The sequence below is a fragment of the Microbispora corallina genome, from assembly GCF_016863035.1.
Taxonomy (GTDB): Bacteria; Actinomycetota; Actinomycetes; order Streptosporangiales; family Streptosporangiaceae; genus Microbispora; species Microbispora corallina.
In genome coordinates this window covers 54,751-69,517 of sequence record NZ_BOOC01000020.1, presented here as the reverse complement: position 1 = coordinate 69,517, position 14,767 = coordinate 54,751, and the positions used below count along the sequence as shown (strand labels likewise).

General features: G+C 73.5%; 12 protein-coding genes. 7 read left to right on the top strand and 5 right to left on the bottom strand.

Features of this window, described 5'->3' with window-relative positions:
- Nucleotides 1-66: 66 nt before the first annotated feature.
- The 4 genes from Mco01_RS20880 (at nt 67) to Mco01_RS20865 (ending at nt 6,775) form a co-directional block, all read left to right on the top strand.
- Entirely contained in the window at nt 67-549 is a 483-nt protein-coding gene (locus Mco01_RS20880) for a hypothetical protein (RefSeq protein ID WP_204058583.1), read from the top strand.
- Nucleotides 550-762: 213 nt separating this feature from the next.
- A complete protein-coding gene (locus Mco01_RS20875; RefSeq protein WP_204058582.1) occupies nt 763-1,107 on the top strand; it encodes an STAS domain-containing protein in 345 nt (114 codons plus the stop codon).
- Between the two features lie 405 nt (nt 1,108-1,512).
- Entirely contained in the window at nt 1,513-5,922 is a 4,410-nt protein-coding gene (locus Mco01_RS20870; protein WP_204058581.1) for a cation-translocating P-type ATPase, read from the top strand.
- 166 nt (nt 5,923-6,088) lie between these two features.
- Nucleotides 6,089-6,775, top strand: coding sequence for a carboxymuconolactone decarboxylase family protein (locus tag Mco01_RS20865; protein WP_204058580.1), 687 nt, complete (start codon nt 6,089-6,091; stop codon nt 6,773-6,775).
- A gap of 69 nt (nt 6,776-6,844) precedes the next feature.
- Here the strand turns inward: Mco01_RS20865 and Mco01_RS20860 are convergent, their stop codons facing one another.
- Complete coding sequence (locus Mco01_RS20860; RefSeq protein ID WP_204058579.1) at nt 6,845-7,240, bottom strand: nuclear transport factor 2 family protein; 396 nt, start codon at nt 7,238-7,240, stop codon at nt 6,845-6,847.
- 292 nt (nt 7,241-7,532) lie between these two features.
- Between Mco01_RS20860 and Mco01_RS20855 the strand changes: the two genes are divergently transcribed.
- Both Mco01_RS20855 and Mco01_RS20850 read left to right on the top strand, forming a co-directional pair.
- Nucleotides 7,533-8,087 (top strand): carboxymuconolactone decarboxylase family protein, encoded by a 555-nt coding sequence (locus tag Mco01_RS20855; protein WP_204058578.1) that lies wholly within the window; start codon nt 7,533-7,535, stop codon nt 8,085-8,087.
- 5 nt (nt 8,088-8,092) lie between these two features.
- Nucleotides 8,093-9,721, top strand: coding sequence for an NAD(P)-binding domain-containing protein (locus Mco01_RS20850; protein ID WP_239103777.1), 1,629 nt, complete (start codon nt 8,093-8,095; stop codon nt 9,719-9,721).
- A gap of 11 nt (nt 9,722-9,732) precedes the next feature.
- Here the strand turns inward: Mco01_RS20850 and Mco01_RS20845 are convergent, their stop codons facing one another.
- From Mco01_RS20845 to Mco01_RS20830, 4 genes are all read right to left on the bottom strand, one after another.
- Nucleotides 9,733-10,884, bottom strand: coding sequence for a carboxylate-amine ligase (locus tag Mco01_RS20845; protein ID WP_204058577.1), 1,152 nt, complete (start codon nt 10,882-10,884; stop codon nt 9,733-9,735).
- 112 nt (nt 10,885-10,996) lie between these two features.
- The gene (locus Mco01_RS20840; RefSeq protein WP_204058576.1) at nt 10,997-11,593 is read right to left on the bottom strand and encodes a hypothetical protein; all 597 of its coding nucleotides are present in this window, start codon (nt 11,591-11,593) and stop codon (nt 10,997-10,999) included.
- Nucleotides 11,594-11,725: 132 nt separating this feature from the next.
- The gene (locus Mco01_RS20835; protein ID WP_239103776.1) at nt 11,726-12,532 is read right to left on the bottom strand and encodes an SAM-dependent methyltransferase; all 807 of its coding nucleotides are present in this window, start codon (nt 12,530-12,532) and stop codon (nt 11,726-11,728) included.
- Between the two features lie 81 nt (nt 12,533-12,613).
- Entirely contained in the window at nt 12,614-14,044 is a 1,431-nt protein-coding gene (locus tag Mco01_RS20830) for an aldehyde dehydrogenase family protein (RefSeq protein ID WP_239103775.1), read from the bottom strand.
- A gap of 120 nt (nt 14,045-14,164) precedes the next feature.
- On the opposite strand from Mco01_RS20830, the gene Mco01_RS20825 reads away from it, so the two are divergent.
- Nucleotides 14,165-14,701, top strand: coding sequence for a hypothetical protein (locus tag Mco01_RS20825; RefSeq protein ID WP_204058575.1), 537 nt, complete (start codon nt 14,165-14,167; stop codon nt 14,699-14,701).
- Nucleotides 14,702-14,767: the final 66 nt, after the last annotated feature.

The window sequence follows — 14,767 nt, the reverse complement described above, 5'->3', positions numbered from 1 at the left end:
AAGCGGGTTGAAAGCCGGGCGGCCGACACTCGTCCCATCTTCGCCAGCGCAAGAAGGGACCTCCCGATGACCGCCGCCCGTGTCCTCACCGGAATCGCCGTCGCCGCCGCCCTCGTCACGATCGCGCCCGCCGCGGCCCAGGCGTCCGCGGGCTCCCCTGCCGCCGCGTCCGCCGCCCCCAAGTCGTGGGGCCCCGCCTACGCGCCCGGTAAGGCCGCCAAGGCCTCGGGCACCATCTCCGTCACCGGGCTCAGCGGCACCATCCCCGCCGTGGGCACGGCCCACGTCACGGGCAAGGTGTACGACCGGACCAAGGGCTCCTCCTGCGGCTGGGCCGTGTTCCGGGTGACCTACCGCAAGGCCGACGGCAACCTGCCCTTCATCCACAAGGCCTACCGCACCTGCAACGCCACGAAGCCGAAGTCGTTCTCCTTCACCTACCCCAACACGTACGAGGTCGAGCTCAAGGTCTGCTCCGAGGCCACGTCGAAGCCGTCACTCAACTGCCTCTACGCCGGCACCTGGAAGGTCCTGTACGTCTCCCACTGACCGAACCGTCGCGGTCCTGCGCGGTTCTAACGTGAGATGCGTCACCCTCTCCTCCTCCCGCGCCCGGGCGCGTATCCGCTGACGGGAGCCCGTACGGAGGGCGCGCCGGCCCCGCGGGAGGGGGGCCGGCGCCGTCCCCTCCAGTTGACACGGCGAGTCAGCGACGAGGATGCTCGAAGGTGTCCGCCCCTCTACAGGAAGGCGGCGCTTCACGTGATGACCATCATCTCGTCGTTCGAATCCACTCCTTACGACGTCCTCTACGTCGACCAGCAGATCAGCGTCAGGTCGGCCGACGACGGTTCGGTCTCCCTTGCAGGCCAGCTCGACCTCACCAACGGCGACGCCGTCGCATCCGCCCTCGCCGGCAGCCGCGACGCCGCCGGCGTCGTGATCGTGGACGTCGCCGAGCTCAAGTTCGTCGATCTCTACGGCCTGCGGACCCTGGCCATGCTCTCCGATGACCCGCTCGGCCCTCCGGTGCGCCTGCGCAACGTGCAGCCGTCGCTGCGGCGCCTGCTCGGCCTGCTCTCCTGGTCCTCGTTCCAGATCGGCTGATCTCTCCGGTGCCCGCGCAGGGCCGCCGCCTCTGTTCTCCCCCCCGCCGCCCGGCCTGATCCAGGCCGAGGCGGTCTATTTGTCGTGGACGCGTTTCCGCTGGTCCCGGAGGAGGAAAGGTACCGAGGGGCGGCTGTACGGCCGTCTCGTCCGCCGCCTGTGACGGGTCATCACGGGCGGCTTTCCTGTTCCGCAACCACCCCCCGCTTCCCTGAGGAGGGGTGATGACGCGTTCCCGGAGAGTCCGGCGGCCCGCGACGAGGGCCGGCGGCGATCCGCACAGGCGCCGGTGCGGCGCCGCCGCGCCCGCCTGACGGCGGCGACGGTGCCGACCGCGCCCGGGACCCGCGAAGGGGCTGCCCGGGAGATCCTCCCCGTCCGGGGTTTCGTCCGCTGGAGACTTGAATGTTCCTGACCCACGTGCTCACGGCGTCCGCCACGCTGCTTCGCGGCGTGCTGCCGGATCCCGTCCGCGACCTGCTCCCGGCGCCCCGGCAGGTGCGGCCCTGCCCCGGAGGACTGCGCATCGACCTGCGGGGGATCGGCGGTCCGGGGACGCATCACGCGGCCGCACGGTTGGAGGAGCGGCTGTCCGGGGAGCCGGGCGTCGAGCGGGCGGAGGTCAACGGCCGCCTCGGCTGCGTGTTCGTCGCCTGCGACCCCAAGGCGGTCGACCGCGACGAGCTGCTGCGCGTCACGACCGAGCTCGACTCGTTGGAGGAGCGCGCGCACGAGTCGCCGGTCCGGCTGGCCGAGGAGCACGCGCGCGCCACGATCCGGCTCGCCGCCGGCGTCACCAGCGTGGGGCTCGCCATCGCGGGCAGTGTCGTGCGCCTCCCCCAGCTCCCCCCGATCGTCCCCGCCGTCCTGCAGCTGGCCGACGCCACTCCAACCGTGCGCGAGCAGCTCGACAGGCGGATCGGCCGGGGACCGGCCAACGCGCTGTTCACCGTCACCAACCTGGTCGCCACGACCCTCACCCTGCGCCCGGTCGCGCTCGTCGTGCAGTCGGCCGTGTCGTTCGGCCGCTTCGTCGAGGCCAAGGCGGGCCGGCACGCCTGGGAGCAGCTCGAGGAGCGGCTGGCCGACAGGCCGGGCGCCTACCACCACATCAGGGCCCGCACCCGGCCGCGGCCCACCCACCTCCCCCACGGCCCGATCGAGTCGTACGCGGACGTCGTCAGCCCGGTGGCGGTCGGCGCGTACGCCGTGACGCGGATCCTCACGGGCGGGCAACGGGCGCTGCCCGTCTTCATCTCCGCCACCCCGAGGATCGCGGACGTGACTCGGGACGCCTTCTCCGGGGCCATCGGACGGGCGCTCGGCAGGCACGACACCGTGGTGTTCGAGGGCGACGCCCTGCGCCGCATGGACCGCGTCGACACGGTCATCCTCGACGCGGACGCCCTCACGACCGGCTCCTGGACGATCGACCGGGTCGAGCCGCTCGTCGAGGGAGTCGACACCGACCAGCTCTACTCGCGGCTGTACGCGCTCATCGACTTCTCCGACCCCGGAGACACCCGTACGGACGAGGGCTGGACGGTCCGGCCGCTCGCGGACGTGGACGACGACCGCCTCGCCCACGTGTCGGAGACCTGGCGGGAGCGGGGGCTGCGCGCGCTGGAGGTGACCAGGGACGGCACGCCGGTCGCCGTCGCGGGGCTGGCCAGGGAGATCGACCCGCTGGCCGTCCCGGTCGTCGCCGCGGCCAAGGCGGCGGGGACCGTCGTGCTCGCCGGGGAGGAGGGCGGCCTGGCCCAGCGGCTGGCCGTGTCCCGGGTCGTGCCGGGCGGGGAGGACCTCGGCCGGCACGTGTACGAGCTCCAGGAGGAGGGCCACGCCGTGGTCCTCGTGTCGCGGCGCGGCCGGCACGGCCTGGCCCAGGCGGACATCGGCGTCGGGGTGATGGACGCCGAGGGCCTGGTGCCGTGGGACGCGGACGTCGCCGGGCCGCTGCACGGCGTGCACCTGTTCCTCAGCTGCCTGCCCCTGGCGGTGAACACGAGCAGGAACGGGGTGCGGCTCGGCGCCATCGGCGCGATCGTCGGCGCCCTCATGGCGTTCGCCGGGCCGGAGCGGACGGCGCTGCGGCGGGTTCAGTGGGTGAGCGCCACCGTGGCGCTCGGCGCCATCGCGTTCGGCGAGTGGTCGGCGCGCGGCCTCGCCCGCCGGCCGTCGCCGGTCCGCGCCGACCCCACGCCCTGGCACGCCATGTCGGCCAAGGAGGTGCTGTCGCGGCTCGGCTCCTCGCCTCACGGGCTCAACGCGGACGAGGCCGAGAAGCGGCGCGGCGAGCTCGTCCAGGAGGAGGCCGAGGGGCCGCACTCGCTGGCCCGCACGACGGTCGAGGAGCTGGCCAACCCGCTCACCCCGGCCCTCGCCGCGGGCGCCGGGATCTCCGCGCTGGTCGGCTCTGCGCTCGACGCCGTGCTGATCAGCGGAGTCATGGTGATCAACGCGTTCCTCGGCGGAGTGCAGCGGTTCAAGGCCGACCAGGCCTTGATGCGCCTGACCGAGTCGACCGAGGTCCTCGTACGGCTGCGCCGCCCGGACGGCACGGTGGAGGCGACGAAGGAGCAGCTCGCGCCCGGCGACGTCATCGAGCTGCGGGCGGGCGACGCCGTGCCGGCCGACGCCCGGGTCATCAAGGCGGTGGGCCTGGAGCTCGACGAGTCGACGCTCACGGGCGAGTCGCAGCTGGTCACGAAGACGGCTGCGCCGACCGTCGCGGCGGCCATCGCGGACCGCACCTCGATGGTCTACCAGGGCACCACGGTCGCGGCCGGGAGCGGGCAGGCGGTGGTCGTCGCGACGGGCGACCTGACCGAGTCGGGGCGCAGCGCCCGCCTCGCGGCGGAACCCAGCCCGCCCACCGGGGTCGAGCTGCGGCTGCGCGAGCTGAGCCGCCGCATCCTGCCGATCTCCATCGGCGCGGGCGCCCTGCTGCTGATCACCGACCTGCTGCGGGGCAGACCTCTGGCCACGGCGCTCACACCCGCCGTCAGCCTCACCGTGGCCGCCGTCCCCGAGGGCCTGCCGTTCGTGGCGACGGTCGCGGAGCTCGCCGCGGCGCGGCGGCTGTCGCGGCGGGCGGCACTGGTGCGCAACCCGTCCACGATCGAGGCGCTCGGCCGGGTCAACGTGCTGTGCTTCGACAAGACCGGCACCCTGACCGAGGGGCACATCAGCCTGCGGTACCTGTCGGACGGCCGCGGGGGCCGCACCGTGGAGGAGCCGACCGAGCACCTGCGCCGCATCCTGGCGGCCGCCGTGCGGGCGAGCCCCAAGTACGGCGGCGGCAGGGTCATCGCCCACCCGACCGACCGGGCCGTGCTCGACGGCGCCCACCGGATCGGCGTCACCCCGCAGGAGGGCCTGGAGACCTGGGAGCGGGTCGACGAGATGCCGTTCGAGCCGGGACGCGGTTACCACGCCGTCCTCGGCCACACCGAGCAGGGGCAGCTGCTGAGCGTGAAGGGCGCACCCGAGATCGTGCTGACCCACTGCCGCACCGTGCAGCGGGAGGACGGCCCGGTCCCCCTGGACGACGCGGCCCGGGCCGAGCTCGAACGCGAGGTGGACCGGCTCGCCCGGCAGGGCTACCGGGTGCTGGCCGTGGCGCAGCGCCCGGCGTCCGACCGCCGCGACCTCGACGAGTCGCGCATCGACGAGCTGTGCTTCCTGGGGTTCCTCGGCCTGGCGGACCCGGTGCGGTCGACGGCCGCGGAGAGCGTCGACCGGCTGATGCGGGCGGGCGTCCGCATCGTCATGGTGACGGGCGACCACCCGAGCACCGCCGAGGCGATCGCCGTCGAGCTGAACGCGCTGAACGGGCAGCGGGTCATGACCGGCCCGGAGATCGACGCGATGGACGACGAGACGCTGACCAAGGTGCTGCCCGACGTGGCGGTCTTCGCCCGGGCGACCCCGGCGCACAAGGCCCGCATCGTCACCTGCCTGCGCGGGGCCGGGGAGGTCGTGGCCGTCACGGGCGACGGCGCGAACGACGCGCCCGCCATCCGGACCGCGGACGTCGGCATCGCGCTCGGCACGCGGGCGACCCCGGCCGCCCGGGCCGCCGCCGACCTGGTGGTGACCGACGACCGGATCGAGACGATCGTGGACGCCATCGTCGAGGGCCGGGCCATGTGGAGCTCGGTCCGCGACTCGCTGAGCATCCTGCTCGGCGGCAACATCGGCGAGATCGCCTTCACGGTGGGGACGAACCTGCTCGCGGGCGGCAGCGCGCTCAACGCCCGCCAGCTCCTGCTGGTCAACCTGCTGACCGACATGGTGCCGGCGATGGCCGTCGCCGTACGGCCGCCCGCCTCGACCGATCCCGAGAAGCTGCTCGCCGAGGGTCCGGAGGCCTCGCTGGGCGCCTCCCTCACCAGGGACATCTACCTGCGCGCCGCCGTGACCGCGGCGGCGGCGACCGCGGGATGGCTGCTCGGCCGGGTGGGCGGCACCCGCGGGCGGGCCGACACGATCGGGCTGGTCGCGCTCGTGGGGGCGCAGCTCATGCAGACGATCGCGGGCGGCGGGCGCGACAGGGTCGTGGTGCTCGCCGCGCTTGCCTCGCTCGCCGTGCTCGGCCTCATCGTCACCGTCCCGGGCGTCAGCACGTTCTTCGGCTGCCGGCCGCTCGGGCCGGTCGGCTGGACGATCGGCCTCGGCAGCGCGGCGGCCGCGACCCTGGGCGGGGTGCTGGCGCAGCGGTGGTCGCGGGAGGCGGTGACGGCCCAGGCGGCCAGGGAGCGGGACGCCCACGCCCACCACGCGCACCCGGCGCCCGACCTCGTTCCCGCGTGAGCGTCGGGAAATACTCATGCCGAAACTCCTGTCAAGGATTGAATTGACAGGAAAATGGCAGGCGCGGGCAGCTTGCTGACCGCCATTCTTCTGGTTCGGGGTGTGGCCGCGCCGCACAGTTGGTGGTGCGAGAGCCGATCACCGAATCCGAGGAGAGGGTAGGGAAATGACGAGCGCCGTCGCCGCGCCGGAACGCCCGAACGTGGCCGCCAAGCTGTCCATCACCCCTTTGTCCGACGCCGTCAGGGAATGGCCGCCGCCGCCTGTGAAAGGGGAGACCAATCACCGTGGCGCCACCCGTCCGCACATCACGTTGAGTTCCGCCGAGCCGGGGATCCGGGGGTTGTTTCGATTCCGGCCGGAAACGGCTCTGCCACTGAACCAGTTGGTCGACGTGCTGTTGTGCGGGGAGAGCACGCTCACGCGGGGAGAACGCGAACTCATCGCCACCTATGTGTCCGGGCTGAACCAATGCCGTTTCTGCTTCTTCACGCACGCGGCCTTCGCCGCCGCGCGACTGCCCGAGGGGATGTCGCTGGTGGAGCAGGTCCGCCAGGACCTCGACGCGGCCCCGGTGCCGGCGAAGCTCAGGGCCCTGCTGCGCATCGCGGCCTCGGTCCAGCAGGGCGGCAAGCAGGTGACCGAGGAGCAGGTGGCGCAGGCGCGGGCCGAGGGCGCGACCGACCTGGAGATCCATGACACCGTGCTCATCGCGGCCGCGTTCTGCATGTTCAACCGGTACGTCGACGGCCTGGCCACGGTCGCGTCCGACGATCCCGTCCACTACGAGGAGCGGGCGCGTCTGGCCACCGGGTACGTGCGGGTCCTGGCCGACGCGCTGGCCCAGGGCTGACGGCGAGGCTCGCGCGGCGGCGCCGGTCCCGGGCGGTCTCCGGGACCGGCGCCCCCGGCGGGCCCGCGGTCAGGCGAAGAACTCGTCGATGACGTACGGGTCGTACGGGTAGCTCCACCGCTCCGCGATCTTGCCATCCGCGATCTTGAACACCTGGACGCCGCGGTCGTCCAGGCTGCGGCCGGCCCGCTCGCCCCGGACGCGGATGACGGCGGCGACGGTGTCCTCACCGAGGAGGAACGAATCCGGCTCGAAACGAAGGGTGTTTTCGGTCAGTTCGCCGAGCCGCCCAAGATATCCGAGCACCTGGTCCTTTCCGCGGTATTCGGCGGCCAGCGACCCGCGTCCCGGAACGTGGAAGACCACGTCGTCGGCGAGCTGGTCGCTGCGGATGGAATCGAGATCCCCCTTTGCCAGGGCGTCGTAGAAGTCTCGCGCAATCGTCACGCTCGGGTTTTCCGGCATAAGCGACCTCCGGGTAGTGAGGCTGGCCTATTTTGGGCGGTTCAGTGACTCCATGCCCCGATCAGTGTTAGCGACAACGGAGTGAGGGCGGACTTACCATACGGCCATAGTGCGGTTACCGCTGCGGTGACGTGCGCAGGTGTGGCGAATATCGGGTCAGACGAAATCGGGCGTTGACAGCCGAGCCGGAATGTACGGATCATGAGCCTTTGTCGGGTGCATTCTTCCCGGCACGGCCGTACGCACGACGCTCATCCCGACTCGCCCAGATTCGTCCTCGCGATGGAGTGCCATGCCCCACATCAGCCTGCCGACCGACCAGCCCGGGATCGTCGGGCTCTTCGACTTCCGGCCCGAGACCGCCGGCCCGCTGAACGCGCTGGCCGAGGTGCTCCTGCGGCAGGAGAGCACGCTGACGCGAGGCGAGCGCGAGCTGATCGCGGCGTACGTGTCGTCGCTGAACAGCTGCCGGTTCTGCTTCTCCTCCCACGCCGCCTTCGCCGCCGCCCAGCTGCCCGAGGGCATGCCGCTGGTCGAGCAGGTACGCGCCGACCTGGACGCCGCGCCGGTGCCGTCCAAGCTGCGGGCCCTGCTCCGGATCGCCGGCAAGGTGCAGCGCGGCGGGCGGGAGGTGACCGAGGAGGACGTGCGGGCGGCCAGGGCCGAGGGCGCGACCGACCTGGAGGTCCACGACACCGTGCTCATCGCCGCCGCGTTCTGCATGTTCAACCGGTACGTCGACGGCCTGGCCACGTCCGCACCCGACGACCCGGAGGCGTACGCGGCGATGGCCGAGCAGATCGTCACGACCGGCTACGCGCACGTGCCGGCCGGGCTCCGGGGCTGACGGGCGTGGGGGGGACCGCGACGGGCGACCGGCACGGGAGCGGCGCCGGCCAGGACGACCGCCTCCTGAACGGCGTGGCCGGCGACCAGGAGGGACGCGGCGGGAACGACGCGCGCGACCACCGCTACCTGATCATCGGCGCGGGCCCGGGCGGCCTCCAGCTCGGCTACTTCCTGCACCGGGCCGGGGCCGACTACCTGGTCCTGGAGCGCGAGTCGGCCCCCGGCGCCTTCTTCCGGCGCTATCCGCGCCACCGCAGGCTCATCTCGCTCAACAAGGTGCACATCAGCGAGAAGGACCCGGAGATCGCCCTGCGCTGGGACTGGAACTCCCTGCTCAACGACGATCCCTCGCTGCTGTTCCCGCACTACTCGGAGGAGTACTTCCCGCACGCCGACGACCTCGTCCGCTATCTGGGCGACTTCCGGCGGCGGCACGGGCTGAACGTGCGGTTCTCCACCCCCGTCGAACGGATCGAGAAGGCGGACGGGCGGTTCGTCGTGCACGCGTCGGGCGAGGAGTTCCGCGCCGACTGCGTCATCGTGGCGACCGGCTGGGGCGGGCCGCACGTGCCGGACATCCCCGGCATCGAGCTGGCCGTCGGCTACGAGGACGTGCCGCCGGACGGCGCGCGGTTCGCGGACAAGCGGGTCCTCGTCATCGGCAAGGGCAACTCGGCGTTCGAGACCGCGCACGCCCTGCTCGGGCACGCCGCCGTCATCCACCTCGCCAGCCCCAGTCCCGTACGGCTCGCCTGGACGAGCAAGCACCCGGGCCACGTGCGCGGCCAGTACGGCGCGCTGCTCGACAGCTACTGGTTCAAGACGCTGCACGGCGTGCTCGAATGCCAGGTCGACCGCATCTGGCGGGAGGGCGACCGTTACAAGGCGGCCATCACCTACACGCTGGCCGACGACGAGCAGGCGCTCCTGGAGTACGACGCGGTGATCCGCTGCACCGGCTTCACCATGGACACCGGGGTGTTCGGCGAGTCGTGCCGTCCCGCCCTCGCGCCGAACGGCCGGATGCCCGCGATCCGCCCCGACTTCCAGTCGGCGAACGTCGACGGGCTCTACTTCGCGGGCACGCTCATGCAGGCCCGGGACTTCAAGCGCGCCTCGTCGGCGTTCATCGACGGCTTCCGCTACAACCTGCGGACGCTCGCCGCCCTGCTGGCCGAACGGTACGACGGGGTCCCGCTGGTGGAGCGGGTGCTTCCGGTCGACGCCGACCAGCTCACCTCGACCATCCTGGAGCGGGTGAACTACAGCTCGGCGCTGTGGACGCAGTTCGAGTACCTGTGCGACGTCTACGTGGTGGACGGGTCGCGGATCCGCCACGTCGCCGACCTGCCGGAGGACTACGCGGTCGAGCGGTTCGGCGGCGACGGGCTCTGCCTGACGGTGACGCTGCGGTGGGGCCGGCGGGACCACCCGGACGTCTTCGCCATCCGCCGCCACCCGGTCCCCGAGCGCGCCCACGAGAGCGCGTTCCTCCACCCGGTCGTACGAGCCTGGCGGGGAGGCGAGCAGGTCGCGGAGCGGCACCTGCTCGAGGACCTGCTGGCCCAGTGGCGCGACCCGGTCCGCCACGTCGAGCCGCTGCGCGCGTTCCTCTCCGAGCTGGTCGGGTAGACCCGCCGGGGTCACGCCTCCAGGACGCCGTCGACCAGGTGTGCGACGAGGTGGTCGACCACGTCGGCGGGCCTGCCGCGCCGGGCGTGCGCGGCCCGCTGCCGGTCGGCGCCCGTGCCGGTGCGGCGCAGCCGGTCCAGCCGCCTGGACACCGTCGTCAGGTCGCCCGTCTCCTCGAGGGCGGGCGTGATGTGCCGCAGCAGGGCCGCGACCAGCTCTCCTGCGGGCCGTCGCTCCCCGGTCGCCGGGTCGACGCCGTCGCCGGCGAGGCCGTCGCGGGCGGCCTGCCAGTACGCCACGCGGAGCAGCTCGGCCGACAGGAGCGGCCCGGGGTCGCCCTGCTCCACCCGCCGCGACGCGGTGACGACCAGCGCCCGCACGACCATGGCGAGCAGCACGGACTCCTCCGCCGTCGCGGGGACGTCGGTCACCCGGACCTCGATCGTCGGGAGCCGGGACGAGGGCCGCACGTCCCAGAAGATCGTGCCCGGATCGACCAGCACCCCGGCCTCGGTCAGCGTGCCGACCAGCCGTTCGTAGTCCGCGAGCGAGGCGAAGTACGGCGGGGGGCCGGCCACCGGCCACTTGTTCCAGCACAGCGTCCGCCAGCTCGCGTACCCGGTGTCCCGGCCGGTCCAGAACGGCGAGTTGGCCGTCAGCGCGATCAGCACCGGCAGCCACGGCCGCAGGTGGTTGGAGACGAGCACGGCCCGCTCCCGGTCGGGCAGGTGCACGTGGACGTGGCCCGCGCAGATGCTCTGCTCGTCGTGCAGCGCCCGGTAGGTCGCGATGCCCACGCCGTACCGGGGGTGGTCGGTGATGGGCGGCGGGACCGCGTCGCCGAGGACGGGCGTCCCGGAGGCCACCGCGGCCAGCCCCTCGGCCCGGGCCGCGGCGGCCACCACCGCGCGCATCCCCCGCAGTTGCGCCTCCAGCTCCGCCGCGTGGGAGCAGGGGTCGGTCCTCGCCTCCACCTGGAAGCGGGTGATCTCGGTGCCGGCCCGCCCGCCCAGCTCGGCGGCGGCGCGCTCGACCACCGCCGCGGCGCCGGGCGCCACCTCCCGCGTCACCGGGTCGACGAGCAGGTACTCCTCCTCCACCCCGACGAGCGGGCACGCCGCGTCGAAGGGAACCGGCCGCGACGCGTCCAGGATCGCCGTCATCTCCACTCCCGCCTGCGTAGGACGTCGCAACGCTACCCACAACGATCACGGCGAGGCGGGAGATAAGCGGCATTTCCCGATCAGGAGAGCACGATGGCGGAAAACCCGGATGTCACAGGTCCGTCTGGGAGCCCGCGCCGCGGCCCCGGTCGCGCGCCTTGCCCCGGTTGGTCCGCCTGCCATGTCCCTTGCCCGCGTTGCGCGCCTTGTGCTCGGGACGGCGGAGCTTCGACCGCGAGTGGAACGCCTGATAGCCGAGGTCGGGCATGGCGACGGGGACCGGCCCCTTCTGGCCCGGGTCCGCGGGGATCGGGACGACCAGGATCTCGTGCGGGATCCCGTTCTTCCCCTTGATGATCTTGTGGATCACCTTGGGGGTGGCGGCGGGCCGCGGGACGTAGGAGGTCGTCGTGGCGGGCGGCGCCTGGGTGGCCGCCGGCTGCGAAATCTCAGGGGTCCCGGTCGTGGCGTTGACCGGTTCCGGATCGGCGGCCTGCGCGTCGACGGGTCCCGGGTCGGCGGCCGAGGGGTCCGCGGGCGCGTAGGGGTCTTCCGAGTAGGGCGCCTCGGAGTACGGCGTTTCGGAGTAGGGCGCCGCGTCCTGGGGGAGCGATCCGGACGCGTCGCCGGAGGGGCCGTTGCCGGCGGCTCCGAGCGGTCCGGCGAAGAGGGCCGCCGCGAGCGCGGCGGCAGCCGTACAGATGAGCATGAGTCTCCCCCGAGGTCGTGGACGGTACGGGGACGACGGTAAGCGGGACATCCGCCCCGATCACGCGACTCATGCCCAGTGTCGGGTCAAACCTGGCCCCGTTCCGCCACCGGCCCGATCACCGGGGGAGCGTCAGGAGATTCGGCCCATGCCGCCGAGGGCGCCGGCCTTGCCCTCCCGCACGACGGCGTAGTCGGCGTCGGGCCGCCACTCGTGCAGCGGCACCACTCCCGGCTCGACCAGGTCGAGGCCATCGAAGAACGCGCGCACCTGGTCGAGGGAGCGCGAGGTGGTGCCGGGGACGGAGGTCTGGCTGAAGACCTTCCGGCCCTCCTCCTCCTGACCCTCGCTCAGCTCGCCGATCGAGCCGTGGGACACGACGAGGTAGCTGCCCGCCGCGAGCGGGGTCCGCAGTGCCGCGACGATCTTCCCGGCCTCCTCGTCGTCCGGGATGAAGTGCAGGACCCCGAGCAGCAGCACGGCGACGGGGCGGGAGAAGTCGAGGTGCTCGCGGACCTCCGGATGGTCGACGAGCGCCTCGGGCTCGCGCATGTCCGCCTCGATGGCGCGCACCCGGTCGTTCTCCGCCAGGATGGCCCGCGCGTGCACGAGGACGATGGGGTCGTTGTCCACGTAGACGATCCGGGACTCCGGCGCCAGCTCCTGGGCGACCTGGTGGACGTTGCGCTGCGTCGGAAGCCCGGCGCCGACGTCGAGGAACTGCCGTACGCCCTGCCGGGAGAGGTACGTGACGGCCCGGATCAGGAAGTCGCGGTTCTCGCGGGCGATGTCGGGGAGGTTGGGAAGGATCTCGATGATCTTCTCCGCGGCCTCCCGGTCCGCCGCGAAGTTGTCCTTGCCGCCCAGGTAGTAGTCGTACATCCGGGCGACGCTGGGCTTCAGCGGGTCGACGCCCGCCGGTGCCTTGATCTCGTTCACGGCACTCCCCTCGTCGTACATCCCCGATGGTACGGCCTTGATCGCGGGAGAGGCGAACACGGTCCCGATCTCCGGGCGCCGCTAGGGATGCGGGGTGAGGTGGACGACCTTGGTGTGGGTCATCTCGTCGAGGAGCTCGGGGCCGTACCCGAAGCCGTGGCCGCTGCCGCGCACCGGCTGGGCCGCCCCGCCGGGCGCCCCGCCGAAGACCGCGTTGACCTTGACGGTCCCGACGGGGAGCTCGCGCCACGCCCGCTGCGCGTTGGCCATCGACGGGGTGAGGACGGTGGCGGCGAGGCCGTACCGGGAGACGCGGGCCAGCTCCAGCGCCTCGCCGAACGAGCCGACAACCCGGACGGCCGCCACCGGGCCGAACGTCTCCTCGCGCATGATCTCCATCTCGTCGGTGCAGCCGGCCAGGACGGTGGGCGGGTAGAACGCGCCCGGCCCCTCCGGCACCCGTCCGCCGGTCAGCACGCGGGCGCCGGCCTCGACGGCGGCGCGCACGTGCCGGTCGACGACGTCTCGCTGGGCCCGGTCCACGAGGGGGCCGAGCGTCGTCCCCTCGTCCAGCCCCGGGCCGGGCCGCAGTTCCTCCGCCCGCTGGACGAGCGCCGCGAGGAACGCGTCGGCGACGTCGCGGTGCACGTAGACGCGCTCGGCCGAGGTGCAGATCTGCCCGGCGTTGGCGAAGCAGCCGGTGGCGGCCTGCCCGGCGGCCCACTTCACGTCCACCCCCGCGTCCACGATCAGCGGGTCCTTCCCCCCGTTCTCCAGGAGCGTGGCGGCGCCCGTCCGCGCGGCGGCCGCGGCGATCGCCCGGCCGGCGGCCGTCGAGCCGACGTGCGCGACCAGGTCGACGTCCGGGTGGGCCGCCAGCGGCTCGCCCGCCCTCCGGTCGCCCGGCACGACGGTCAGCACGCCGGGCGGCAGCTCGGCGGCCATCAGCTCGGCGAGTAGCGCGCCGGTGTGCGGCGTCCGCTCGGACGGCTTGTGCACGACCGCGTTCCCGGTCACGACGGCGGCTCCGATCAGGCCGCAGGCGATGGCCACGGGGTCGTTCCACGGGGTGATCACGGCGACGACGCCGCGCGGCTCGTGCACCATCAGGTCGGTCGCGTTCCAGCCGCCCTGGAGGCTGCGGCCGCGGTGGAGGGGTCCCAGCTCGGCGTACTGGCGCAGTGTGCCGATCCCCGCCTCCACACCGCCCCGGGCGTCGCCGATCGGCTTGCCCATCTCCCGCGTCACCAGCTCCGCCAGCTCGGCGGCGCGTTCGCTCACCCGGCCGGCGGCGCGGTGCAGGCAGGCCGCCCGTTCGGCGGGCGCCGTCCGCGCCCAGGAGGGCTGCGCCCGCCTGGCCGCCGTGACGGCCCGTCCGACGTCCTCCGCGCAGCCGGCCGGCACCCGGCCGACCGGCTCCCCCGTCGCCGGGTCCTCGATCGTCAGGCCGTCCGCGCTCGCGCTCGCCGTCCACCCGTCGCCTGCCAGCACCCAGCGGTCGTCGTCCCGCACGGCGGCTCCCTTCTCGTCTCCCCCTGTGACTGTCGAGGCTCTACCCTGCGGCGCGGCCCCCTCACCCGCCGGCCCGCCAGGTCGGCGACGAGCATGGACAGAACGCCTAGACTGCCCGGTATGCGACGGCTGAGCAGCACGGTGGTCGTGGTGGCGGGCGAACGGGCGGCGGAGGTCGTCGGGGGCCTGGGCGGGCTGCACAACGTCCGCGCGATCGTCGGCGGGGAACGGTCGCCTGCCGAGGTCACCGACGCCGCGGCGCGGGCGGCGACGACGTACGTGGTCCACGACGGCGACCCCCTCGGCGAGGTCGGCGACGCCTGGGTGGGCTTCTTCGACGGGACGGCTCCCGTGGGCGCGCTCGAGGTCGCCGTCGAGGCCGCGGTGGGGGCACTGCGCGCCGAGCGGGTCGTGCTGCCGGACTACTACCTCGTCCTCGACCCCGACGGGCTGCCGCCCACCCGGCGGCACTGGTGGATGGGCGTGCTGGCCGGGGCGGCGCCCACCCGGGTGGTGCCCGCGCCGGCCTCCGCGGGCCCGGTGCGGGACGCGCTGCGCGACCTGTCGGCCGGCCGGTGGTGGCCCGACGACGTCGAGGGCTGGCTGCGCGGCCTGCCCCGGCAGGTGCCCGACCGGGTCGGCCTTCCCGGCGCCTGACCGCGGCTCCGGCGGGGTGACGTACTCGATCTCGGGAGTCGCGCGACGCGCGGCGCCATGGCGACG

Bases quoted from the DNA above. Each gene is read 5' to 3' on its own strand.
- Mco01_RS20825 (WP_204058575.1), top strand. From the start codon at position 14,165: ATGCGACGGCTGAGCAGCACGGTGGTCGTGGTGGCGGGCGAACGGGCG.
- Mco01_RS20880 (WP_204058583.1), top strand. From the start codon at position 67: ATGACCGCCGCCCGTGTCCTCACCGGAATCGCCGTCGCCGCCGCCCTC.
- Mco01_RS20840 (WP_204058576.1), bottom strand. From the start codon at position 11,593: ATGCTCATCTGTACGGCTGCCGCCGCGCTCGCGGCGGCCCTCTTCGCC.
- Mco01_RS20865 (WP_204058580.1), top strand. From the start codon at position 6,089: ATGACGAGCGCCGTCGCCGCGCCGGAACGCCCGAACGTGGCCGCCAAG.
- Mco01_RS20845 (WP_204058577.1), bottom strand. From the start codon at position 10,884: ATGACGGCGATCCTGGACGCGTCGCGGCCGGTTCCCTTCGACGCGGCG.
- Mco01_RS20855 (WP_204058578.1), top strand. From the start codon at position 7,533: ATGCCCCACATCAGCCTGCCGACCGACCAGCCCGGGATCGTCGGGCTC.
- Mco01_RS20870 (WP_204058581.1), top strand. From the start codon at position 1,513: ATGTTCCTGACCCACGTGCTCACGGCGTCCGCCACGCTGCTTCGCGGC.
- Mco01_RS20860 (WP_204058579.1), bottom strand. From the start codon at position 7,240: ATGCCGGAAAACCCGAGCGTGACGATTGCGCGAGACTTCTACGACGCC.